Origin of the sequence: Tolumonas auensis DSM 9187, assembly GCF_000023065.1 — a bacterium.
In the GTDB taxonomy this organism is placed as follows: Bacteria; Pseudomonadota; Gammaproteobacteria; order Enterobacterales; family Aeromonadaceae; genus Tolumonas; species Tolumonas auensis.
The window spans coordinates 2,430,632-2,455,549 of record NC_012691.1 but is presented as its reverse complement, the minus strand read 5'-3'; the positions used below and the strand labels follow the sequence as shown (position 1 = coordinate 2,455,549).

The following is a 24,918-nucleotide window of genomic DNA, read 5'->3' as shown; positions in this document are numbered from 1 at the left end:
CAGCGTGAAATCACTCATTTTTCAACCTATCAGTCTGGCGATTGGCCTGCGGTATGCCGGTGCCAGAGGTGATAATCGATTCGCTTCTTTTATCTCCATATTTTCAACCTTTGGTATTGCGATCGGTGTCATGGCGCTGATCGTGGTTAGTTCGGTCATGAATGGTTTTGAAGCACAGCTGAAAGACCGCATTTTAGGGGTTGTTCCGCATGGTGTGATCACGACCGCATCAGGTCAGTTACCTGAATGGCAGCAATATCAGCAGATTGTGACTAAGTTACCCCATGTGCAGGCGGCAGCTCCTTTTATTACCACCGAAGGGATGGTGCAAAGTCCGGGGAGTCTGGCACCGATCGCATTGCAGGGTGTGAATCCACAGAATTATCCGCAGCAGGATCTGTTGCGCCAGACGCTGGGTGATACGGCTCTGGAGCGTCTGGTTCCCGGCAAATTTAATATTATTCTGGGTGGGGCTCTGGCACAGAAGCTAGGGGTTCTGCCGGGCGATAAAGTGCGGGTGCTGGTCAGCGAAGGCAGCCGTTTTACCCCGATGGGTCGAGTACCATCGCAGCGGTTATTTAATGTTGTGGCTTTGTTTGATGTCGGTTCTCCGGTTGATGATCAGATTGCATTGATTCATCTGGATGATGCCCGTCGCTTACTACGCTATCCCGCAGAAAATGTTACCGGCTGGCGAGTATGGCTGGATGATGCTTTCCAGACGGAAGATATTGCCCAAACATCGCTGCCGTCTTCACTGATATTTCAGGACTGGCGCAAGGAACGGGGAGAGTTGTTCCGGGCTGTTGCTATGGAAAAAAACATCATGAGCATGATGCTGGTGCTGATCATTCTGGTGGCTACTTTCAATATTCTTTCTTCTCTGGTGATGGTGGTGCTGGATAAACAAGGGGAAGTAGCGATCCTGCGGACCATGGGAATGCAAAGTAAAACCGTGATGAAGATCTTCATGGTTCAGGGGATCTGGAGCGGTGTGCTGGGCGGGGTATTCGGTGCATTCGGCGGGGTTATTCTTACCCATTATCTGAACCCGGTATTACGGGTTCTCGGGCTTAATTTATATATGGATGCCGGCGGAAGCGGATTACCGGTAGAAATGCAGGTATCGCAGGTGTTGCTGATTGCATCCGGAGCATTACTGATGAGTTTTATGGCGACGCTTTATCCTGCCTATCGTGCAGCTCATATTCGTCCGGCGGAGGCGTTACGTTATGAATAATATCCTGTTGCATTGTCAGGATCTGGTGAAGATTTATCACGAAGGCGCTGTAGAGACACCGGTATTACGGGGGATTAATCTGTCAGTACTGCAAAAAGAGATGCTGGCGATAGTCGGGAGTTCCGGTTCCGGGAAAAGTACGTTGCTGCATCTTCTGGGGGCACTGGATACACCGACTCTGGGGACGGTGTTTTTTGATCAGCAGGATATTTATCAGTGGACCAGTCAGCAGCAGGCACAGTTCCGTAACCGGCAATTAGGTTTTGTCTATCAGTTTCATCACTTGCTGGGAGAATTCACCGCACTGGAAAATGCGGCGATGCCTTTGCTGATTGGCGGTATGGCAGTAAAACAAGCGACACAGAAGGCTGCTGAGATGCTGGAACGGGTCGGCTTGTCGCATCGTGTTGAACATCGTCCGGCGGAATTATCCGGTGGTGAACGGCAGCGTGTGGCCATTGCCCGTGCGTTGGTTAATCAGCCCCGGCTGGTATTGGCCGATGAACCAACAGGTAATCTGGATCATAAAAGTGCCACTGCGATTTATGAACTGATGTGTCAGTTAAACCGTGAGTTAGGCACTGCGTTTGTCGTCGTTACGCACGATCGTGAGCTGGCCGGTAAATTACACCGTCAGGTTCATATGGTGGATGGTGCATTGCTGGGAGGCGAATGATGTTTCAGCCTTTTGCGCTTTTTCTTGGGTTACGTTACAGCCGGACCCGGCGCAGCAGCCGTTTTGTCAGTTTCATTTCTGCGTCCTCGATCATCGGTATTGCCCTGGGGGTAATGGCATTGATCCTCGGGCTTTCAGCCATGAATGGTTTTGAGCGGGAGCTGCGTCAGCGTGTACTGGCAGTGATCCCGCATGCTGAAGTTGAGATGGTATCCGGTGGTTTCAGTGACTGGCAGTCTGCTTCAGCGCTGTTAAAGAAACAACCGGGTATCACTGCTGTGGCACCGCTGATTTCGCTTAATGGCATGCTGGAAGCGGGTGGAAAAATGAAAGCGGCTCAGTTGCGGGCCGTCTTACCAGCCGAAGAGAAACAGATTTCTCAGGCTGCGGAATACATGACCGGAAGTGGTCTGGATGCTTTACTTCCGGGCGAGAATGGCGTCATTCTGGGACAACAGATCGCTGACAAGCTGGGCGTGAAAATCGGTGATAGTGTCACCATGCAGGTGCCGGATAAACAGGCTCAGTCCGCGTTTTCAGCACCGATGCAACGTCAGTTTACGGTGGTTGGTTTGCTGAAACTTGGCGGGCAACTGGATGGATTTCTGGGATATATCCATCTGCAGGATGCGCAGGCTATGCTGGGCTGGCAGGATGAAGTCCAGGGATTGAGCATAGAAGTAAATGATGTGCTGTCTGCGCACACCATTGCTTATCAGGCCGCCAATCAGTTGCCATACCGTATGTATCTGCGTAGCTGGATGACCTCTCAGGGATATCTGTATCAGGATATCCAGATGGTACGTACAGTTATGTACGTTGTGTTATTGATGGTCGTTGCTGTTGCCTGCTTTAACATTGTTTCAACGCTGGTTATGGCGGTGAATGAAAAACGCGGTGATATAGCCATCCTGAAAACCATGGGAGCCAGCGACTGGCAAATCCGTCTGGTGTTTATGACGCAGGGAATGGTGAATGGCCTGGTTGGTGCGGGAAGTGGCGCTTTGCTGGGATGTATTCTGGCGCAGTATCTGTCATCCATTATTCATGGTGTAGAACGGGTGACGGGATATCAGTTCCTGAATCCGGAAATTTATTTTATCGATTTCCTGCCATCAGAATTACATCTTCTGGATGTGGCTGTTGTCACCACCGCTGCTGTCCTGATGAGCCTGCTGGCCACATTATATCCGGCATGGCGGGCCAGTCAGTTGTTACCGGCGCGAGAACTGGGGCGTTAATTCCACAGATATAAAAAACCAGCATCAGAATGCTGGTTTTTTATATTCACATTTTTTTACTGCGTTTGTGACGCAAATAAAGAATCGCCAGTATCAATACTCCGAGACCAAGCAGTGAATAAATACCGGTTTGTCCCCGGCTGATCATATGCAGTAACCAATCTCTGTTATAAGCACCATAGTCACCGATGTATACCCAGACAGGAACAGAAATACTGGCCGCCAGACCATCCATGATCAGGAATCGCCATATGGAGATCCGACGACTCATACCGGCAACGATAAAGATGGGCGAGCGTAAACCCGGTAAGAATCGGGCAACAAATAAAACCCAGTTACCGTATTTCACAAATTTTTCCTGCACCTGAGCAAACCGGTGCGGTGTAACGATGCGTCTGATTGGCGCAAAAGCCAGTATTCGCTGACCGAAGGTATGGCCTAAAGTAAACATGATGCCATCACCGATCAGAACACCCGCCATACATACAGCAAACATGGTATGTACATCAGCATAGCCTAAACCGGCAATAATCCCGCCTGCGACCAGCGTAATGTCTTCCGGAATCGGTAAACCAAAGCCGCATAACAAAAGCATAACGAAAACAGCTAAATAGCCATAATCAGAAAAAATGGAAATCAGAATGTCCATCGTATTGTCTTTTTCACCCCATTCCTGCCCGGTAGTCTCATGGTTATGTTATTCATCGCTCAGAGACAACACATAAAACTACAACAACATAATGTTGGCCGATTATGACACTCATTCGTTCATGCGTGTGTAAATCAGCGGTAGTTTTCTCCGGTTTATGTGAATCAGACGGCCTCATTCCATCTGTTTGTCTTTTTTTTATACAGAGATTCCGGTGCCAACGTCAAAAACAACAGCTGTTGACTGGTAACTCTTAACGGGAGAATAGGACAACAACTAAACAGATAAGATATAAATAGTGGAACAATTGCTGCTTGGAATGGCTCTGAGCATAGCCAGTTCTCTGCTCTGGCCTGATTTGCCTTCCAACGGATGGGGATGGATTATTCTGATATCCGGGTTAATCGTCGTTTTCCGTTATCGTTTTGCCGGTGCGGTATTACTCGGGCTGAGCTGGGCAATACTCTTTTTCAACCATGAGCTGAGCTGGCTGAAAGAGCAGCATATTTCACTCCCGGCACAGCATGAGTTAAATGTGACTGTTTCGGCTGTGTATCGAAAATCAGATCGCCAGCAACTACTGGTTTCAGTGCAAAGTATCAATCGTCAATCTTACTGGCCTGAGCCAGCCATCAGACTCACGCTTTCCGATAAAAAGACATTCCTGAAACGTGGCGACAAATTACATATTCGGGCTCGCCTGAAAATACCGCACGGACTTGGCAATCCGGCCGGATTCAACGCTGAGCGCTGGCTGCTCGGACAGGGAGTGACGGCAACCGGGAGTATTAGCAGCTTTAAACTTCTTTATCAGGCGGATAGCAGCTGGCGGGACAACTGGCTGATGAAGTCCCGTCAGCTGATGCAGAAGTTTCGTCAGCCGGAATTACTGATGGCATTGATTTATGGTGAACAGCAGGACGTAGACAAAGCGGACTGGCAAACGCTGCGGGATACCGGTCTTATCCATCTGATCGCTATCTCCGGTATGCATATCGGGCTGATTGCCTGGATTGGTATGGCGTTATCCCGCTTACTACTGCAGCGCTGGAGTGAAAAACTGCCAGGTTTACACTGGCTGGTCGGGATAGCTTTTGCTTTGTTATATAGTGCATTAGCTGATTTTTCTGCTCCCACTGTCAGGGCGTTGTGCATGTTGATTATCTGGATTGCGTTACGGCTCTGGCAACGGGAATGGTCCGGGATCCGGATCTGGTTGTTTGCTTTGGCTATCATGCTGGTAATTGAACCCTGGTCGGTATTTTCTGCCGGATTCTGGTTATCGTTCATCGCTGTCGGGATTCTGGGCGTTGCCGGATTTTTGTGGCGCAAACCCTCTTTATGGCAAATACAGTGGTTAATGACGCTGTTGCTGGTGCCAGTCCAGTTGGTGTTATTTGATGGTCTCAGTATCAGCAGTGTTCTGGTTAACTTACCTGCCGGCCCGTGGTTTACCTTTTCGATTGTGCCGGTAGCACTCATTTCCGGGCTGTTAGTGCCGATTTTCCCATCACTGGCATACATCGGATTCTGGTTGTGTGATCTTCAGCTGGACTGGCTGATGTCCGCGCTGGAATGGATCCAGACATGGGGTTCCGGCTGGATGGCAATTTCTTTTCGTCAGCAACTGCTGTTGTTCTGGGCGCTGGCGGGGTGGTTCATCTGGCGTTTCTCGCCGGTTGTCATGAAAAGGGAATTTGGCTTACTGCTATTAGCCGGGTGCGGTTTGCTGTTTGCGGGCTGTCAGTCTGAGCCGGACTGGCGGGTGGATATGCTGGATGTGGGGCAGGGATTATCCGTATTAATCAGTCAGGATGAGCGGGCTTTGTTATTTGATACCGGAGATGCTTATCAGGGAGGATATAACATGGCCGATGCCGCGATCTTCCCGATGCTGGAATACCGGGGGATCAAGCAACTGGATTATTTGATCGTTAGTCACCGCGATAAAGATCACTCGGCTAACTGGCAACGGATCGCCGGAAAGTATCCGCAAGCCCGCATTGTTTCTTCTTCTGCGCTGACAGTTGATACGTTGATCTGTCAGCGTGGACAGCAATGGCAATGGGGAAAATTACAAGTGATGGTATTATCCCCCCGATCCTCTTCCGGTGGTGATGTGAATGAAGATTCCTGCGTGTTGCGAATCAGCGATAACCAGCACAGTCTGCTGTTAACCGGTGATGCTGAACGGAAAGCGGAAGCGGAGCTTATTCGTCTGCCCCGGCAGTTATTGCAGAGTCAGATCCTGTCATCGCCGCATCACGGCAGTAAATCCTCTTCTACGCCGGATTTTATTGCTGCGGTAGCGCCGGATTATGTTGTTCATAGTGCCGGATATCAGAATCGCTGGCACCATCCTCATCCTGTCGTTTTATCTCGTTATTCGCAGTCGCAACAATGGATAACAGCTGTTGATGGTCTGGTCAGCTTTGAATTTAGTCAAAATAATACAGATATACGCCCTTTTCGTCGTTTGCAGCCCTGGTATAGGCAGATGGATGCTTGGTTAGTGGGCGATCAACCGCTAAAATGACGGGTCATTTTGCAGCAAGGTTTAAATAATTCATGTCGAACGAAGTACGCGATGCAGCGCAGAAATCCAGCTGGCCGATCCTTAAACGCCTATTGGGTTACACTGTAGGTCGTCGGAAGGGATTAGCGATAGCAGCTATCGGGATGGCGGGTTATGCGGCTGTTGATACTTACATGATATCGCTGATCAAACCGCTGCTGGATGATGGATTAAGCGGCAAAGACCCCTCAGCCATGTTGTGGCTGCCTTTTATGATCATGGGATTAGTCGCATTACGCGGTGTCTGTAACTTTACATCAGACTATTTCATGGCATGGGTTGGTAATACTGTTGTTATGCGGTTACAGCGTACCGTTTTTTCCCATTTAATGGGAATGCCGCTTTCGTTTTTTGACAAACATAATACGGGCACCCTTTTATCCAAGGTGACTTATGATGCCTCTCAGGTTTCATCTGCTGCCAGTTCAACCCTGATTTCACTCATTCGTGAGGGATGTACAGTTATTGGTTTACTGGTACTGATGTTTTACTACTCATGGCAATTATCGGTCATCTTTTTTGTCATCGGTCCCATTGTTGCGTTTCTGATTTCTGTAATCAGTAAACGGTTCCGGAAACTGAGTAAACAGTTGCAACACGCCATGGGCAATATCACCACTTCGACTGAGCAGATGCTGAGAGGCCATAAAGAAGTGCTGATGTTCGGTGGTCAGGAAATCGAAGCCAGCCGCTTTGATAAAGTGAGCAACGCGGTGCGTCAGCAGAATATGAAAATGGTTGTTGCTGATGCCGTCGGTTCCCCGATTGTTCAGTTTATTGCATCAACAGCATTAGCTCTGGTGCTGTATTTGGCTACATATCCCGAAATCAGTCAGCAATTGACGGCCGGTTCTTTTGCCGCTGTTATTTCAGCGCTCTTCGGATTGATGAAACCGCTGAAAAGTCTGACTCAGGTTAACGTGCAGTTCCAGAAAGGTATTGCAGCTTGTCAGAGTTTATTTGATGTCATTGATCTGCCATTGGAGGAAGATAATGGTCAGCTCGAACTGAAGCAGGCAGCCGGAAAAATTGAATTCAGAAATGTGACATTTACCTATCCGACTAAAGATGTACCGGCATTACGGGAAGTCAATTTCACCATTGAGCCGGGAAAAACAATCGCACTGGTTGGTCGTTCCGGTTCAGGCAAGAGCACCATTGCCAGTTTGCTCACCCGTTTTTACGACATTCAGGAAGGTAAAATTCTGCTGGATGGACATGATATCCGTGATTACCGTTTGCGTGACTTACGTCGTCAATTTGCGCTGGTTTCGCAAAATGTGCATTTATTTAATGATACTGTTGCAAACAACATCGCTTATGCGGCGGAAGAAAATTTTACTCGTGAACAAATCATTCAGGCTGCCAAACTGGCGAATGCCGATGAATTTATCGTTAAGATGCCGCAAGGCTATGACACTGTGATAGGTGAGAACGGTGCGACCTTATCCGGTGGTCAGCGTCAGCGTTTGGCAATAGCCCGTGCATTATTACGTGATATGCCGGTGTTGTTGCTGGATGAAGCAACATCCGCGCTGGATACAGAATCAGAGCGCCGTATTCAGGCCGCCCTGGAGTCACTGACTAAAAACCGTACAACACTTGTTATCGCGCATCGTCTTTCTACTATCGAGAATGCAGATGAAATTCTGGTGGTAGATGACGGCCAGATTGTTGAGCGCGGTACCCATGAGCAATTGCTGAAAATAGGTGGTGCTTATGCCTTACTTCGTCGTACCCAAATGGGCGCGCAAACCGCATGATTGAAAAACTCTGGTACCAACGTAGCTGGTTGAACTGGTTGTTTGCGCCCTTCGCAGCTTTGTTTGCGTTACTGACCACGATGCGTCGTTACGCGTACCGGGCTGGTATTTTCTCCAGTTACCGGGCTCCGGTACCCGTTATTGTGGTCGGCAACATTACTGTCGGCGGTAATGGCAAAACACCAATGGTGTTATGGCTGGTGGAGCTGCTGACTAAAGCCGGATATAAGCCAGGTGTGGTCAGCCGGGGATATGGTGGCAAAGCACCGCATTATCCTTACCTGTTACATCCTGAAACGACAGCTGCGGAAGCGGGAGATGAGCCTGTGCTGATTTATCAGCGCTGTGGCTGCCCGGTCGCGGTTGCGCCGAAGCGGGCGAAAGCTGTGCAATTGCTGGTGGAGCAATGCGGGGTGGATGTCATCATCTGCGATGATGGTTTACAGCATTATGCTTTACAGCGTGATATTGAATTTGTGGTAATGGATGGCGAGCGCCGACTGGGTAATGGCTGGTTAATGCCGATGGGGCCATTACGGGAAACAGCTTCGCGTCTGCGGCAGGTGATGGCGGTGGTTTGTAATGGTGGACAGGCCAGACCAGATGAGATCCAGATGTCATTGCAGCCGGCCCCATTACGTAATGTGCGGACCAATCATACTGCTGTGGTATCCGGTGCTGTTGATGCGATGGCGGGTATCGGATATCCGCCACGATTCTTTAATAGCTTGCTGAAGCAGGGCTACGCAGTGAATCAGCAGGTTGCTTATGCTGATCACCAGGCGTTTAATGCTGCCGAATTACACCAGCGTTTCGCACAACGTCCGCTGATTATGACGGAAAAAGATGCCGTTAAGTGCCGGGATTTTGCTCTGGATAACTGGTGGTATTTACCCGTTACTGCTCAGTTACCGGAAAAATTTGCCACCAGATTACTTGCTCAACTGAAGGAACTCAGACATGGCGCTGGATTATAAATTACTGGAAATCGTCGCTTGCCCGATCTGTAAGGGAAAGCTGAATTACGACAAAGAACGTTCGGAGCTGGTTTGCAGAGCTGACAAACTGGCTTACCCGGTGGAAGATGATATTCCGGTGCTGCTGGAAAATCGTGCCCGGCCATTAAAAGAGGAAGAGCTCCCATTATGAGTTTTGTTGTGGTGATCCCAGCCCGTTATCAATCATCACGTTTACCCGGTAAACCGCTGGCTGATATTCATGGCAAGCCCATGATTGCCTGGGTCGTGGAACGGGCAAAGCAAGCCGGTGCCAGTCAGGTGATAGTGGCTGTCGATGATGAGCGGGTTGCTGCGGCTGTTTCAGCGTTGGGCGTCGATGTCTGTATGACGGGTTCGCATCATCAATCCGGTACTGAAAGACTGGCAGAGGTCTGTGAAAAATACGCTTTTGCGCCGGATACCATCATTGTGAATGTTCAGGGTGATGAACCGCTGATCCCGCCAGCGATCATTACTCAGGTTGCAGATAATCTGGCTAACACCAGTGCGCCTATGGCGACACTGGCGGTAGCAATAGAGGATGAACATGAACTGTTTAATCCGAATGCCGTTAAAGTGGTTATGGATAAACAGGGATATGCCCTTTATTTCAGCCGGGCCACTATTCCGTGGGATCGGGATGGTTTTGCTCAGCAACCGAAACAATGGCGGCATACCTTTTTGCGTCATATCGGTATCTATGCATATCGCGCCGGATTTATTCGTCAGTATGTCAGCTGGCCGGTTAGCCCGTTAGAACAGATTGAATCGCTGGAGCAGCTTCGCGTGTTATGGCACAGTGAAAAAATCCATGTCGCGGTGGCTGCCGAGAATCCACCGGCAGGTGTTGATACGGCGGAAGATCTGGAAAAAGTTCGTCGTTTTCTGGGCAATATAAAATCTGAAAAGTAATTCCGAATCACGAATTCTAACTAGCCAGAGTTATATCTCTGGCTTTTTTGTCCCTTCATTTCTAAGCTGAATCGATTCTTCTTGTTTGCGCTTGTGTTTTTTGTAACTGAGTGTAACATTGCACAAACAAACCGTATACATTCCTCCTTAAGGACAGCATCATGACTATAGGGACAACGCTTGGCGAGTTCATCATCAAAAAACAGGCGGATTTTCCACATGCTACCGGTGAACTGACTAACTTGCTTTCTTCAATCAGTCTGGCAGCAAAGATTGTCAATCGTGAAATTAATCAAGCCGGGTTAAGTGATATTCTCGGTGCGATGGGGCGTGATAACGTTCAGGGCGAAGAACAGCAAAAGCTGGACTGGTTTGCCAATGAAAAATTCAAAGATGCGCTGGCTGCACGTGGCGAGGTTTGTGGTCTGGCCTCTGAAGAAGAGGATGACTTTGTTGCGTTTGATCCTGTCAGCGAGAAAAAATCAAAATATGTTGTACTGATCGACCCTTTGGATGGTTCATCCAATATTGATGTGAACGTGTCGGTCGGTACCATCTTTTCTATTTATCGCCGTATTACACCGTCAGATCAACCTGCAACACTGGCTGATTTTCTGCAACCGGGATACCGTCAGGTTGCCGCCGGCTATGTTATCTATGGTTCATCCACCATGCTGGTTTATACCACGGGTCAGGGTGTAAATGGGTTTACGCTGGATCCTTCAATTGGTTATTTCTGTTTGTCACATCCGGATATGAAGTTGCCGGAGCAGGGATATTGCTATTCAGTCAATGAAGGTCATTACCTTAAATTCCCGCTGGGCGTGAAGCATTACATCAAATATTGTCAGGCGGTAGATGAACAGGATAAACGTCCTTACACCTCCCGCTATATCGGTTCACTGGTGGCTGATTTCCATCGTAATCTGCTGAAAGGCGGTATTTACATGTACCCGTCAGGCACTAACGCACCCAAAGGTAAACTGCGTTTACTGTATGAGTGCAACCCGATTGCATTTTTGGCGGAACAGGCGGGTGGTAAGGCCTCTACCGGGCGTGAACGCATCCTGGCGCTGGAGCCGGAAGAGCTGCACCAGAGAACGCCTTTCTATGTGGGTTCCCGTTTTATGGTTGATAAACTGGAAGAGTTTGTCGCGCAGTATTCTGATAAGTCTGAATAAAAAAACATCTGAGTAAAAAATAAAAGGGCAGCTATCAGCTGCCCTTAATGTATCTGCATACCTGTAATTATTTGCGCATATTAACAGGCAAAACAGTACGGGTTGGTGCACCAGTGTACAACTGACGGGGACGACCGATTTTGCTCGCCGGATCAGCCTGCATTTCCAGCCAGTTAGAGATCCAGCCGATAGTACGGGCCAGCGCGAAGATAACGGTAAACATGGATGTCGGAATACCGATCGCATTCAGAATGATACCGGAATAGAAGTCCACATTCGGATACAGTTTCTTCTCGATGAAATATGGATCAGAGAGTGCAATCCGTTCCAGTTCCATTGCGACATCCAGTAACGGATGGTCACTGATATTCAGTTCTTGCAGTACGGCATGGCAGGTATCACGCATAACAATAGCGCGTGGATCATAGTTGCGGTATACGCGATGACCAAAGCCCATCAGACGGAATGGATCATTTTTATCTTTAGCGCGGGCAACGAAATGCGGGATCCGATCAACAGAACCGATTTCCTGCAGCATCTTCAGGCAAGCTTCGTTGGCACCACCGTGTGCTGGGCCCCACAGAGACGCAATACCAGCAGCAATACAGGCAAACGGATTCGCACCGGAAGAACCGGCCAGACGGACACTGGAGGTTGATGCATTCTGCTCATGGTCAGCATGCAGAACGAAGATGATATCCATCGCCCGCTCAATGACCGGATTAACCCGATACTCTTCACAAGGCACAGCAAACATCATATGCAGGAAGTTACCGGCATAACTCAGGTCATTCCGCGGATAGATGAATGGCTGACCGATAGAATACTTATAAGACATTGCTGCCAGCGTTGGCATTTTAGATATCAGGCGGTAAGCCGCAACTTCACGATGTTGCTCATGACTGATATCCAGCTCATCGTGATAGAACGCAGACAGGGCGCCAGCGACCCCGCACATAACAGCCATTGGATGAGAGTCACGGCGGAAAGCCTTGAACAGTGAGGTGATCTGTTCATGAACCATCGTATGGCGGGTTACCAGATAACGGAATTTGTCATACTGCTCTTTATTCGGCAGTTCGCCATTCAGCAGCAGATAGCAGACTTCCAGATAGTTGGAGTCTTTCGCCAGCTCAGCGATAGGGTAGCCACGATACAGCAGGATACCGGCATCACCATCAATATAGGTGAGTTTGGAAGTACAGGATGCAGTTGACAGGAAACCTGGATCATAAGTGAAATAGCCATGCGCCCCTAATGCGCGGACATCGATTACCTCCGGACCTTCAGTTCCGGACAAAATAGGCAGCTCGATCGGTTCCTGACCGGGGATGTGCAGGGTGGCTACTTTATTAGCCATAGCAAGTCTCCTTTGCAATTAAAGTGAAAGCGGTTTTCGCGTAGTAACTACGCAAAACGTCTTTTATTGTTCCTTTATAGTTCGTATAAACGCTATTGCGATTGATAGCAATAAAAAATCCTCATCGCGTCACACTTATTTCAACCATCCTGATGCCCTTTGTCAATTTGATAGCGACGTCTAAATGCATGAATGGTCACAGATTGAATGCTTAATTCATAAAATACTGTTTCTAATTGGTTAAAATTTTGTAATCAATTGGCTTGGCTGAATATACTGAAGTGGTTATTAGGTGATTTGCAGATCTTGCGGTGAAGAATGGCTGGTAAGCCTGTTTTTTAAGCACAGAGATTACAGAATCCGGACTGTGATTGCTGTCTCTGCAGCAGATCATCATAATATGTTGGATATAAAAGGAATCTTTTCATCCAGACAGTAAATTGAGTTGAATCAGTCGTTGTTGATGAGTCACCGATTCAGAAACAACACTGGATACCGGACAGGCTGCGGTTAAAGGAAAAAAATGAATATGCATGAAGATGCCGAAAATGCAGTTGTTACCTGGATTCGATCTTCCTACCTGGCGAACAGCGCTTATGTTGAAGACCTCTATGAGTCATATCTGACTGATCCCGGATCTGTTCCGCTGGAATGGCAGCGCTGTTTTGCCGGCTTAGGCTCTCCGCAGAGTGATGAACAACCTCATGCCTTGATTCGTCAGCAACTGCGCCAGCAAGTGATGCAACCCAGACGTTCTTCAGGTGTTGTCAGCGGTAGTTCTCTGGATCAAAAACAATTTCATGTATTACAGCTCATTAATGCCTACCGCTATGCCGGACACCAGTATGCCAACCTTGATCCTCTCGGACTGACGTCGAATCCGGTTATTCCTGAACTTGAGCTTTCCTATTATCAGCTGGATGCGGGTGATTTGGATCGGGAGTTTCATATTGGCAGCTACCAGGCCGGTCAGGAACGGATGACACTCCGTCATCTGCTGGATTCTCTGCGTAAAACATATTGCGGTGTTGTTGGTGCAGAGTTTATGCATATGACCTCGCAGTCTGAGAAACGCTGGATCCAGGAACGGATGGAGCAGGTGAAAGGTCAACCAGTCTGGCCGGATACCATCAAAAAGCAGGCACTGGAAGAGTTAACTGCTGCGGAAGGTCTGGAACGTTATCTGGGTGCCAAGTTCCCCGGCGCAAAACGTTTTTCACTGGAAGGCGGGGACATGCTGATCCCGATGGTGAAATCCATCATCCGTCAGGCCGGTGCGAATGACTATAAAGAGATCGTGATCGGGATGGCTCACCGGGGCCGGTTAACCATGCTGGTGAATGTCCTCGGGAAACGGCCGAAAGAACTGTTCGATCAATTTGCCGGTCATCATGGTGATGCCTGGGGAACCGGTGATGTGAAATATCACATGGGGTTCTCGTCTGATTTTGCTACTGAAGGCGGTAATGTTCATCTGGCGCTGGCATTCAATCCATCGCATCTGGAGATCGTCAATCCGGTCGTTATTGGCTCGGTCCGGGCCAGAATGGAACGACTGCATGATAATGAATTCAATAAAGTATTACCGATTACCATTCATGGCGATTCGGCTATTGCCGGTCAGGGTGTCGTTGCTGAAACATTTAATATGTCTCAGACCCGGGGCTTTGGTGTCGGTGGTACGCTGAGAATTGTGATTAACAATCAGATTGGTTTTACGACCGCCAATGTAAAAGACACCCGTTCCACCCGTTACTGTACTGATGTGGCAAAAATGGTGCAGTCTCCTATTTTCCATGTCAACGCAGATCATCCGGAAGCCGTTTTATGGGTCACGAAACTGGCGATGGATTTCCGCAATACTTTCCACCGGGATGTGGTGATCGATCTGGTTTGCTATCGTCGCAACGGACACAACGAAGCCGATGAGCCGACTGCGACACAACCGCTGATGTATCAGAAAATCCGCCAGCATCCGACAACCCGGCAGATTTATGCGGAACAGTTAGTGAAGAATGGCATTCTTGAAGAGAGTGCGGCTGAGCAAATGGTAACGGATTATCGCCAGGCATTGGATCGTGGCGAATGTGTTCTGAAAGAATGGCGTCCGATGTCTGAATTACATCAGAACTGGAATCGCTTTCTGGGGCATGACTGGCAGGAAGGTTACGATGCGGCTTACCCACTGGATCAATTGACAACACTGGCTGAGAAAATATGCCGTTATCCGGACACACATGTTTTACAGTCGCGTGTACAAAAGATCTATGAAGATCGTCTGTTGATGAGTCATGCCGAAAAAATGGCTGACTGGGGATTCGCTGAAAATCTGGCTTATGCTTCCTTATTGGTTCGTGGATTCCCTGTCCGGCTAACCGGCCAGGATTCCGGTCGTGGCACCTTTTTCCACCGCCATGCGGTATTACACAACCAGAATGATGCATCCACGTATACCCCATTGATGCATCTTGCTCCGGATCAGGCACCTTTCCGGGTTTATGATTCTGTTCTGTCGGAAGAAGCTGTTCTGGCGTTTGAATACGGCTATGCCACCGCAACACCGGATGGTCTGACGATCTGGGAAGCGCAGTTTGGTGATTTTGCGAATGGCGCGCAGGTGGTTATCGACCAGTTCCTTTCATCCGGTGAACAGAAATGGGGCCGGCTCTGCGGTCTGGTATTACTCTTGCCGCATGGTTATGAAGGGCAGGGAGCGGAGCATTCATCAGGACGCCCTGAACGTTACCTGCAAATGTGTGCACAACACAATATGCAGGTTTGTATGCCAACGACCCCCGCTCAGATTTATCATTTATTACGCCGGCAGATGTTACGCCCGATGCGCCGTCCGCTGGTGGTCTTTACACCGAAGTCTTTATTACGTCACCCGCTGGCGGTTTCTTCTCTGCAGGAGTTGTCGGAAGGACGCTTCCGGAATGCAATCGCTGAAACAGATGCGATTCCGGCGGAAGGCGTGCAGCGGGTTGTCCTCTGCTCCGGTAAGGTTTACTACGATTTACTGGAAGCGCGCCGTAAGGCGGATAATAAAGCGGTCGCTATCATTCGTATTGAACAGCTTTATCCTTTCCCCGAAGAAGAGCTGAGAGAGATCATGCAGGCTTATCAGCACGTGCAGGATTTTGTCTGGTGTCAGGAAGAGCCAAAAAATCAAGGTGCCTGGTATAACTGTCAGCACAGAATGAAACGCGTTATACCGACAGGAACTTATCTGAATTATGTTGGCCGTCCGGCATCTGCCGCACCCGCCGTAGGCTATATGTCGTTGCACTTGCAGCAGCAAAAAACATTAGTTGAAGAAGCTCTGACTATAAAATAAAAGGATACCCCATGACTTTGCAAATAATGGTGCCTGATCTTCCTGAATCTGTATCTGATGCGACCATTGGCACCTGGCACAAAAAAACTGGTGAACGCATCAAAGCTGGCGAGTTGTTGGTTGACCTGGAAACGGACAAAGTTATATTGGAAGTACCGGCTCCTCAGGATGGGATCATCGGCGATATCTTTTTTGACTCTGGCAGTGTTGTGCAGGCCAGACAATTGCTGGCTGAATTGCAGGAAGTGCCTGCGAGTGGCGAGGAGACAACAGAGAAACCAGCCCCGGCTCCTGATACCGGCGATGCCAGCGATATTCTGACGCCATCGGTGCGCCGTATTCTGGCTGAGGAAGAGGTTGACCCCTCTGTGTTGCAAGGCTCTGGCCGTGATGGTCGTCTTACACGTCAGGATGTGCTTGCTCATTTACAACGTCAGACAAATGACCCGTCGGCCACAACAGCCTTGATTGCGACTGTTGATTCTGCGACTGAGACTCCGGTCAGTGGCAGAGAGGAAAAACGGGTGCCGATGACCCGTCTGAGAAAACGCATCGCCGAGCGTTTGCTGGAAGCTAAAAATACCACGGCAATGCTGACCACCTTTAATGAGGTCAACATGCAGCCGATCATGCAGATCCGCAGTAAATATCAGGAACAGTTTGAAAAACGTCATGGTATTAAGCTCGGCTTCATGTCGTTTTATGTGAAAGCCGTCAGTGAAGCACTGAAACGCTATCCGGAAATCAACGCCTCTATTGATGAAAATGATATTCTTTATCATAATTACTTCGATATCAGCATTGCGGTATCAACAGACCGTGGACTGGTGACCCCGGTTTTACGTAACTGTGATGAGTTATCGCTGGCTGAGATTGAAAAAGGCATCAAATTACTGGCTGACAAAGCCCGTGATGGCAAGCTTTCGGTGGAAGATCTTACCGGCGGCACGTTCACCATCACGAATGGCGGTGTTTTTGGTTCATTGATGTCGACGCCCATCATTAATCCTCCGCAAAGCGCGATTCTGGGTATGCATAAAATCCAGGATCGTCCAATGGCTGTGGATGGTCAGGTGGTAATTCTTCCAATGATGTACTTGGCTCTGTCGTATGATCACCGTATCATCGACGGCCGCGAGTCTGTCGGGTTTCTGGTTCATGTAAAATCTTTACTGGAAGATCCGACCCGATTGCTATTGGATATCTAATATAACGAGAGCGACACGGTGCCGCTCCCTGAATAACGGACTATTATCATGAATTTGCATGAGTATCAGGCCAAGCAATTATTTGCTGACTACGGCCTGCCTGTGCCTTCAGGCATTCCCTGTTCTTCCGCTGATGAAGCTGTCGCTGCTACTAAAAAGCTGGGCGGCGATAAATGGGTAGTGAAGTGCCAGGTTCATGCCGGTGGCCGTGGTAAAGCCGGTGGCGTTAAAGTTGCTGGCAGTGAACAGGAAGTACGCGCTTTTGCTGACCAATGGTTAGGCAAACGTCTGGTCACTTATCAAACTGATGCCAATGGTCAGCCGGTTAATACTATTCTCGTTGAAACCTGCGGTAACATTGCCAAAGAACTGTATTTAGGCGCTGTAATCGATCGCAGTTCCCGCCGTGTCGTGTTTATGGCTTCTACTGAAGGCGGTATGGACATCGAAACCGTCGCCCACAACACACCGGAACTTATTCACAAAGCAGCTTTGGATCCATTGACTGGCCCGCAGCCATATCAGGCGCGCGAACTTGGCTTCAAACTGGGTCTGAATGCGGAGCAACTGAAACAGTTCACTAAAATTTTCCTGGGTCTGGGCAAGATGTTTGTCGCCTGTGACTTGTCATTGCTGGAAATTAACCCGCTGGTTATTACCGGCGAAGGTAACCTGCTGTGTCTGGATGGTAAAATTAACATCGACAGCAATGCTCTGTATCGCCAGCCAAAACTGAAAGCCTGGAATGATGAAACGCAGGAAGATCCGCGTGAAGTGGAAGCGGCCCGCTGGGATCTGAACTATGTCGCGCTGGATGGCAATATCGGTTGTATGGTGAACGGCGCAGGTCTGGCGATGGGCACCATGGACATCATCAAACACCACGGTGGTTTCCCGGCTAACTTCCTGGATGTCGGTGGTGGCGCGACTAAAGAACGCGTGACCGAAGCATTCAAGCTGATCCTGTCTGACAGCAAAGTGAAAGCTGTGCTGGTCAATATCTTCGGCGGTATTGTGCGCTGCGATCTGATTGCGGACGGTGTGATTGGCGCTGTGGCGGAAGTCGGTGTGAAAGTGCCAGTCGTCGTGCGTCTGGAAGGTAATAACGCTGATTTGGGCTCTAAAAAACTGGCCGAAAGCGGATTAAACATTATTGCGGCAACCAGCCTGACGGATGCAGCAGAACAAGTAGTGAAAGCAGCGGAGGCGGTGGCATGAGTATCCTGATTAATAAAGAGACCAAGGTCATCTGTCAGGGCTTCACCGGCTCGCAGGGTACATTCCATTCTGAACAAGCGATTGCTTACGGCACACAAATGGTGGGCGGGGTATCACCGGGTAAAGGTGGTTCAACCCATTTGGGACTGCCGGTATTCAATACCGTGCGTGACGCCGTAGAAACGACGGGTGCTACCGCATCTGTTATCTATGTTCCGGCACCATTTTGTAAAGACGCCATTCTGGAAGCCATTGATGCGGGTATCCAGCTGATCGTTTGTATTACTGAAGGCATTCCGACACTGGATATGCTGCAGGTAAAATGTCGACTGGATGAAACCGGTGTCCGTATGATCGGCCCTAACTGTCCGGGTGTCATCACACCGGGTGAATGCAAGATCGGCATCATGCCGGCTCACATTCATCTGCCGGGTAAAGTGGGCATTGTTTCCCGTTCCGGTACGCTGACGTATGAAGCAGTAAAACAGACGACCGATGCCGGCTTTGGTCAGTCCACTTGTGTGGGTATTGGTGGTGATCCAATTCCTGGTTCCAACTTCATTGATATCCTGAAACTGTTCCAGGAAGATCCTGAAACAGAAGCGATCGTAATGATTGGTGAAATTGGCGGTACTGCGGAAGAAGAAGCGGCAGCCTTTATCAAAGCCAATGTAACCAAACCCGTGGTTTCCTATATTGCTGGTGTCACTGCCCCTGCAGGTAAGCGTATGGGTCATGCTGGCGCTATTATCGCTGGTGGTAAGGGCACGGCAGCGGAGAAGTTTGCCGCCCTGGAAGAAGCGGGTGTGAAAACCGTGCGTTCCCTGGCGGATATCGCGGTCGGTTTGCGCGAAGTGACTGGCTGGAAATAATAAAAATTATCGGCTGATATGGCAGATACAAGAAAGGCTCCTTAAGGAGCCTTTCTTATTTTTGCTGAACTGATGATTAAGCAGCGAAGTTTTTCGCAGCAAATTCCCAGTTCACCAGAGCCCAGAAGGCTTCCATGTATTTCGGACGCAGATTACGGTAGTCGATGTAATAAGCATGTTCCCAGACGTCTGCAGTCAGAACCGGAGTAACGCCATCGGTCAGAGGGCAACCCGCGTTAGATGTGTTCTGCAGCGCCAGAGAGCCATCTGCCTTTTTCACCAGCCAGGTCCAGCCTGAACCGAAGTTGGTAACAGCAGACTTAGTGAATTCTTCTTTGAATTTTTCAAATGAACCGAAAGTTGCAACGATTGCATCCGCCAGTGCGCCGGTTGGTTCTCCGCCACCATTTGGTGACAGGCAATGCCAGTAGAAAGTATGGTTCCATACCTGAGCTGCATTGTTGAAAATACCGCCGCTGGAGCCTTTGACGATCTCTTCCAGAGATTTGTTTTCGAACTCAGTGCCAGGGATGAGATTGTTCAGGTTCACCACATAGGTGTTATGGTGTTTACCATAGTGGTACTCCAGGGTTTCCTGAGAGATGTGTGGTGCCAGTGCATTTTTTTCATAAGGCAGAGCTGGTAATTCAAAAGCCATTGAAATTCTCCTCTTTGATTAACACGGTCTCTATAGGTCAGACCTTTTTGCTAAATTGATTTATAGCAAATTTTAACTCATATATACTACATATTGTTGTAAAAAATTTAACATTTAATATACATCAATAGAAAGATAGTGGCATTGTCAGACCATCCTGACGGCTATAACCCTACAAAAGGTAGCGTTGTTAAGCCGTAATGATGGAGTAAAATCAGTACGATTTCAGTTATGAGGCGCAATCATGGAAACCATTGAGAAGATCAAGCAACAAATCGCAGAAAACCCTATCCTGCTGTATATGAAGGGCTCACCGAAGTTGCCAAGCTGTGGCTTCTCATCACAGGCCTCACAGGCTCTGATGGCATGTGGTGTACCTTTTGCCTATGTGGATATTTTGCAGAATCCGGATATTCGTGCAGAGTTACCTAAATATGCTGACTGGCCAACTTTCCCGCAATTGTGGGTAGAGGGTGAGCTGATTGGTGGTTGTGACATCATGCTGGAAATGTTTCAGCAGGGTGAACTGCAGCCATTATTGAAAGCAGTTCATGCCAAACAAACGGCTGCAGAATAAGTCTGTAACGGGAGTGAAATTATTTACTCCCGTTGACTCAGTTAACAAATAACATTTGATTGTATTGACGTTAACTGTTCACTATCCTCTGGCTTTGTTATGATTCATTCGTATCAACTATATAAGGCCACACACCGTGTTTAAGGCTCAAAGCCCAGCGGGGCTTGCTGAAGAGTACATTATCCGATCTATCTGGAATCACCGTTATGCTCCAGGCTCTATTTTGCCGGCAGAACGGGAGTTATCAGAAGTGATCGGCGTAACTCGCACCACATTACGCGAAGTGCTTCAGCGACTGGCCCGGGATGGCTGGTTAACGATACAGCATGGCAAACCTACGCGGGTGAATAACTTCTGGGAAACATCCAGCCTGAATATTCTGGATACTCTGGCTAAGCTGGAGCAGGAGAAATTGCCGCAGTTAGTGGAACAGTTATTTTCTGCCCGTACGAATATCAGTGTTATTTTTATTCATTCCGCACTGAAACGGGATGCTTTCTCCGTGCTTTCGGTTCTGGCTGAACGTACCAGGCTGAATGATTCGGCAGAAGCCTATATTGATTTTGATTATCAGCTATACCATGTATTGGCGTTAGCATCCGGTAATCCGATATATGCCTTAATTTTCAATGGATTCAAGAGTCTTTATCGTCGTATTGGTCGTTATTACTTCTCGGATCCTGCTGCACGTGCCTTAGCGATGAAATTTTATGATGAGCTGGCAGTCATTGCAGAAAGCGGAAGTTTAAATTCAGCGAAAAGTATCGTCCGTCAATATGGTGCAGATTCCGCGAAGATCTGGCAGGAGTTAAGAAAAAACCTGAATGACTCGACAATATTCGAAGGCTGATATTGTTTGAATACTTCTTCCGCATAAAGCCTGTTGCTGACTGCGGATGTCTCGTTTCATGTGGATCTGCGCGCGCATCAACGATATGTTCCCCGTTTAGTCTGGATTCAGCATCATACGTGATACAGAAATGGCGAAAAAGCACAGATAACGTGGTGCGTTTGAGGGGAAACAACAGATGAGGTTATGCTGGAAATGACAAAAATGATACAGCAGAAAGGGCGGCGGCCTGATAAGCCACATCTCGGCACTCAAGTCGTTCGCTTCGGCTGCTTCCTTCCGGACCTGACCGGGTTCACGAACTATTGATGCGAGAGGACCCACCAGGCCGCCATCACAGAAACGCGGCCGATATTATCAGACCCTCTGTAAATTGCAACAATACCTTCAAAAAACAATTCACTGAAAATTCTAAAGATTTTATAGCTAATCGCCGATCGGTATAATTTTAGAAACCAGTTGTCCCTGAATACCGTCTATATACATGCGCTCCAGCGCTTCTCTCTGTGACGTTGTTTCAACACCTTCCGCGATGACCACGCATCCTAACCGATGTGAGATCTCAATGATCATGCGAACAAACTGTTGGCTGGTGCCGTCGCGTTCAATCGTTTCAACTAAATAAGAATCGAGTTTAATGTAGTCAGGGCGTAGTTCCCGATACAGACGGAATGAGCCTAATCCCCGGCCAAATTTTGAAATACAGGACCGACAGCCCACTCTGCGCAGCATTTCAAACATCCGGATGCTGGCAGCCAAATGACAATCAAGAATTTCTTCGTCAATTTCAAAGACCAGATTCGGTGTAATATCTTGTTCTTGCAATAAACGTTGCTCAAGCCAGACTATAAAAGACGAGCTAAATAATGCACTGGCACTCAGATTCAGGCCCCAGCGGGCTACATTTTCCGGATGAAGTTTATGTTGTTGCAGCAAACTTTCTATGACTAACTCTTCCAGTTTACCCATGGTGCCATGCCGCATGGCCATGGCATAAACAGTTTCACTTGGGAGTGATTGCTGATTCGGGCCAATAAAGCGGGGAATGATTTGAATATAGTTATTGATGGCCATGTTGAGCGGCTGAATAGCCTGACCTGAAAAACTGATACCGTGAGATTCAAGAATCGATTGTATGGTGTGTTGCCAATGGCTTTCTCCCTGAAATGCATCACCAGCGTTTTCCTCCTGCAAATACCAGCCATTCACCACGTTGGTTTGTGCTTTTGCCAGCGCTAAATCTGCACGGGATAAAGGCTGTTCGGGCGGTTGTCCGGGATGCAGAAATGTGATGCCGGAGTAGGCAATACTTTCTGCCAGAATTTGCAGTTGTAAATTATCAAAGAGCTGTTTTAACTCTTTTCCTAAGATAGGTGCTATGGATGCTGAAGCATTTGGAAGCAATATGGCGTAGTCACTGCCTGAAAGCCGGTAAACATAATGGGTCGAGAATCGCTGACTGACGGATTGAACTATTTCTGCAATCGCAAGCAGATACTGATCGCCGGCTATCCTGCCGCGCTGGTGATTGATTGTGGCCAGTTCAGTCGATCGGATAAGACATAAGCAAGCCTGATCAGACAGGGTTTCCCGTTGTAAGAATTCAGTCAGATCTTTGCGGAAGGCACTGCGGTTCTGAAGGCCGGTCAGATTATCCTGCAAAACCCGGTGTTCCAGTTCCGAATTGATTTTTTTTATCCGGTCGACATCTTTATTCAGAGCGTCTTTTGTTTGCTGAACGGCAGATGTCAGGAAAGGAAAAACACCGGAAGAGGGCTGATTGGCTGTTAACTCGGAAGCGATCAGTTTTTCTGCTTTTTTCAATAAAACCTGATGGTTCCAGTGCAAAGCCAGCAATGAAAGTATAAGTATTCCGCTTGATATGAGTAGCAGTTCCGAACTGACTGTATCTGCCAACCAGAAAGTAAGAACAAGCATATTACTTATCACGGTTAACAACAAAATGAGCCATAAAGATAACCATTGCCTGTGATAGATAGAGTGCTCTTTCATCCCTGGCTCCTGTCTGATTTTGTCCGGATTTTTTTCACGATCCCTTCTCTATAAACAATACTTCATCCTCTGCCGATGTGTGTTCCGGCCCATCATTTTTATTGTCTAATCAATGTGCTCTGAGTAGCAAAATAGAAGAATTATTATCAGTAAGCTTAGATTCGTGATCTCTCGAATGGAACTTGTTTCATTTAAGGAACATTATGGTTTTGTTGCAATGGATTGGTAATGAACTAGCTCGCTCCATTTGGCAACCAAACGTGTCTTTTAGTTGTTATCACGGGAGGTTTTTATGGTTTCAGTAGATCCGCAGGGCATGACGCAGGCCAGAGAAGCAATCAATCAGACGCTGGCACTGGTTTTGGCGGGAGGAAGAGGTAGTCGGTTGAAGCAACTGACTGATAACAGAGCAAAACCAGCCGTACATTTCGGCGGTAAGTTCCGTATCATTGATTTCGCGCTTTCTAATTGTATTAATTCAGGGATCACCCGTGTTGGCGTTGTAACACAATACAAATCTCACAGCCTTCTTCGTCATATCCAGGCTGGCTGGTCTTTTCTGCGTTACCAGATGAATGAATTTATTGATTTGCTTCCGGCGCAACAGCGTCTGGATGAAGTGAATTGGTATCGTGGTACCGCCGATGCGGTTTATCAAAACGTGGATATCATCCGCGATTACGCCCCTAAATATGTATTAGTTCTTGCCGGTGACCATGTCTATAAAATGGATTACGCCAGCATGCTGCTCGATCATGTGCGTCTGGGCGGTAAAGTGACCGTTGCATGTATCGAAGTGCCTAAACATGAAGCAACCGCTTTTGGTGTAATGGCTATCGATGACGATCGTCAGATCACTCAGTTTGTAGAAAAACCTGCAGATCCGCCAACGATACCGGGCAACTCTGAAGTCTCTCTGGCATCAATGGGGGTTTATGTTTTTGATGCAGACTACTTGTACCAGTTACTGCAGGAAGATCAGCTGGACGAAGGTTCTCGCCGTGATTTTGGTATGGATATCATCCCTAAAGTGGTTCAGTTAGGTGTTGCTTACGCACATCCATTCAGCATGTCCTGCGTTGGTTGCAAGGATCATGATGATGAGAAAGACAATCAATGTTACTGGCGTGATGTAGGTACTGTTGATTCTTTCTGGGAAGCCAATATGGATCTGGCCTCTGTTGTGCCGGAACTGGATGTGTATGATGAAAGCTGGCCGATCTGGACTAACCAGCGTCAATTGCCTCCTGCCAAGTTTGTACAGGACTACATGGGGCAGTCAGGCAGTACACTGAACTCGGTTATTTCCGGTGGTTGTATTGTCAGCGGTTCAATTATTCACAACTCGGTACTGTTTTCCGGTGTCAGAGTGCATTCCGGATGTACGCTCGATGGGGCAGTTATCTTCCCGGATGTAATCATTGGCCGTGGATCCCGCTTGCGCAAAGTTATCATTGATAAACATTGTGATATTCCACCGGGAACTATCATCGGTGAAAATCCGGCCGAAGATGCAAGACGTTTCCATCGGAGTGATAACGGCGTGGTGTTAGTTACCCGTTCAATGCTGGATAAGCTGAGAGAATAATA

The 24,918-nt window shown here is 48.2% G+C and carries 20 protein-coding genes and 1 other RNA gene; 16 read left to right on the top strand and 5 right to left on the bottom strand.

Going from position 1 to position 24,918, the window contains the following annotated elements; all coding sequences use genetic code 11:
* Positions 1-4 precede the first annotated feature (4 nt).
* From TOLA_RS11370 to lolE, 3 genes are read left to right on the top strand one after another with little or no spacing between them, the layout of a single operon-like run.
* Positions 5-1,240, top strand: a complete 1,236-nt coding sequence (locus TOLA_RS11370; RefSeq protein ID WP_015879306.1) for a lipoprotein-releasing ABC transporter permease subunit — start codon at positions 5-7, stop codon at positions 1,238-1,240.
* Positions 1,233-1,916, top strand: a complete 684-nt coding sequence (lolD, locus tag TOLA_RS11365; protein WP_015879305.1) for a lipoprotein-releasing ABC transporter ATP-binding protein LolD — start codon at positions 1,233-1,235, stop codon at positions 1,914-1,916. The genes TOLA_RS11370 and lolD overlap by 8 nt, the downstream gene beginning before the upstream one ends.
* Positions 1,916-3,157 carry a lipoprotein-releasing ABC transporter permease subunit LolE gene (gene lolE, locus TOLA_RS11360; protein WP_015879304.1) on the top strand — a complete coding sequence of 414 codons (1,242 nt, stop codon included), beginning with the start codon at positions 1,916-1,918 and terminating at the stop codon, positions 3,155-3,157. Before lolD ends, lolE begins: the two co-directional genes overlap by 1 nt.
* A gap of 46 nt (positions 3,158-3,203) precedes the next feature.
* On the opposite strand, the gene TOLA_RS11355 is transcribed toward lolE, so the two are convergent.
* On the bottom strand, positions 3,204-3,806 hold the full coding sequence (locus tag TOLA_RS11355; RefSeq protein WP_015879303.1) for a DedA family protein: 603 nt from the start codon (positions 3,804-3,806) through the stop codon (positions 3,204-3,206).
* A 298-nt stretch (positions 3,807-4,104) separates the two neighbouring features.
* Between TOLA_RS11355 and TOLA_RS11350 the strand changes: the two genes are divergently transcribed.
* The 6 genes from TOLA_RS11350 to fbp all read left to right on the top strand — a co-directional run bounded on the left by TOLA_RS11350 (position 4,105) and on the right by fbp (position 11,235).
* Positions 4,105-6,342 (top strand): DNA internalization-related competence protein ComEC/Rec2, encoded by a 2,238-nt coding sequence (locus tag TOLA_RS11350; RefSeq protein ID WP_041609525.1) that lies wholly within the window; start codon positions 4,105-4,107, stop codon positions 6,340-6,342.
* Between the two features lie 32 nt (positions 6,343-6,374).
* The gene (gene msbA / locus TOLA_RS11345; RefSeq protein WP_015879301.1) at positions 6,375-8,144 is read left to right on the top strand and encodes a lipid A ABC transporter ATP-binding protein/permease MsbA; all 1,770 of its coding nucleotides are present in this window, start codon (positions 6,375-6,377) and stop codon (positions 8,142-8,144) included.
* On the top strand, positions 8,141-9,121 hold the full coding sequence (lpxK, locus tag TOLA_RS11340) for a tetraacyldisaccharide 4'-kinase (RefSeq protein WP_015879300.1): 981 nt from the start codon (positions 8,141-8,143) through the stop codon (positions 9,119-9,121). The genes msbA and lpxK overlap by 4 nt, the downstream gene beginning before the upstream one ends.
* Positions 9,105-9,293: a Trm112 family protein gene (locus tag TOLA_RS11335; RefSeq protein ID WP_015879299.1), complete on the top strand. Its 189-nt coding sequence runs from the start codon at positions 9,105-9,107 to the stop codon at positions 9,291-9,293. Before lpxK ends, TOLA_RS11335 begins: the two co-directional genes overlap by 17 nt.
* Complete coding sequence (kdsB, locus tag TOLA_RS11330; protein WP_015879298.1) at positions 9,290-10,054, top strand: 3-deoxy-manno-octulosonate cytidylyltransferase; 765 nt, start codon at positions 9,290-9,292, stop codon at positions 10,052-10,054. The genes TOLA_RS11335 and kdsB overlap by 4 nt, the downstream gene beginning before the upstream one ends.
* Positions 10,055-10,215: 161 nt before the next feature.
* On the top strand, positions 10,216-11,235 hold the full coding sequence (gene fbp / locus TOLA_RS11325) for a class 1 fructose-bisphosphatase (RefSeq protein ID WP_015879297.1): 1,020 nt from the start codon (positions 10,216-10,218) through the stop codon (positions 11,233-11,235).
* A gap of 67 nt (positions 11,236-11,302) precedes the next feature.
* Here the strand turns inward: fbp and gltA are convergent, their stop codons facing one another.
* A complete protein-coding gene (gltA, locus tag TOLA_RS11320; protein ID WP_015879296.1) occupies positions 11,303-12,595 on the bottom strand; it encodes a citrate synthase in 1,293 nt (430 codons plus the stop codon).
* A gap of 523 nt (positions 12,596-13,118) precedes the next feature.
* On the opposite strand from gltA, the gene TOLA_RS11315 reads away from it, so the two are divergent.
* The 4 genes from TOLA_RS11315 to sucD are packed head-to-tail and all read left to right on the top strand — an operon-like array spanning position 13,119 to position 19,230.
* Complete coding sequence (locus tag TOLA_RS11315) at positions 13,119-15,932, top strand: 2-oxoglutarate dehydrogenase E1 component (RefSeq protein WP_015879295.1); 2,814 nt, start codon at positions 13,119-13,121, stop codon at positions 15,930-15,932.
* 11 nt (positions 15,933-15,943) lie between these two features.
* A complete protein-coding gene (odhB, locus tag TOLA_RS11310; RefSeq protein WP_015879294.1) occupies positions 15,944-17,140 on the top strand; it encodes a 2-oxoglutarate dehydrogenase complex dihydrolipoyllysine-residue succinyltransferase in 1,197 nt (398 codons plus the stop codon).
* 48 nt (positions 17,141-17,188) lie between these two features.
* Positions 17,189-18,358: an ADP-forming succinate--CoA ligase subunit beta gene (gene sucC / locus TOLA_RS11305; RefSeq protein ID WP_015879293.1), complete on the top strand. Its 1,170-nt coding sequence runs from the start codon at positions 17,189-17,191 to the stop codon at positions 18,356-18,358.
* Positions 18,355-19,230: a succinate--CoA ligase subunit alpha gene (gene sucD / locus TOLA_RS11300; RefSeq protein WP_015879292.1), complete on the top strand. Its 876-nt coding sequence runs from the start codon at positions 18,355-18,357 to the stop codon at positions 19,228-19,230. Before sucC ends, sucD begins: the two co-directional genes overlap by 4 nt.
* A gap of 76 nt (positions 19,231-19,306) precedes the next feature.
* Here sucD and sodB read toward each other — a convergent pair whose 3' ends face one another.
* Positions 19,307-19,888 (bottom strand): superoxide dismutase [Fe], encoded by a 582-nt coding sequence (gene sodB / locus TOLA_RS11295; RefSeq protein ID WP_015879291.1) that lies wholly within the window; start codon positions 19,886-19,888, stop codon positions 19,307-19,309.
* Between the two features lie 244 nt (positions 19,889-20,132).
* Here sodB and grxD point away from each other — a divergent pair, with 244 nt between their 5' ends.
* Positions 20,133-20,465: a Grx4 family monothiol glutaredoxin gene (gene grxD, locus TOLA_RS11290; RefSeq protein ID WP_015879290.1), complete on the top strand. Its 333-nt coding sequence runs from the start codon at positions 20,133-20,135 to the stop codon at positions 20,463-20,465.
* A gap of 136 nt (positions 20,466-20,601) precedes the next feature.
* Positions 20,602-21,315, top strand: coding sequence for a fatty acid metabolism transcriptional regulator FadR (fadR, locus tag TOLA_RS11285; protein WP_015879289.1), 714 nt, complete (start codon positions 20,602-20,604; stop codon positions 21,313-21,315).
* A gap of 228 nt (positions 21,316-21,543) precedes the next feature.
* Here the strand turns inward: fadR and ffs are convergent.
* Positions 21,544-21,640: signal recognition particle sRNA small type (ffs, locus tag TOLA_RS16415), an RNA gene on the bottom strand.
* Between the two features lie 101 nt (positions 21,641-21,741).
* Positions 21,742-23,328 (bottom strand): EAL domain-containing protein, encoded by a 1,587-nt coding sequence (locus TOLA_RS11280; protein ID WP_015879288.1) that lies wholly within the window; start codon positions 23,326-23,328, stop codon positions 21,742-21,744.
* Between the two features lie 292 nt (positions 23,329-23,620).
* Here TOLA_RS11280 and glgC point away from each other — a divergent pair, with 292 nt between their 5' ends.
* A complete protein-coding gene (gene glgC / locus TOLA_RS11275) occupies positions 23,621-24,916 on the top strand; it encodes a glucose-1-phosphate adenylyltransferase (protein ID WP_015879287.1) in 1,296 nt (431 codons plus the stop codon).
* Positions 24,917-24,918 lie beyond the last annotated feature (2 nt).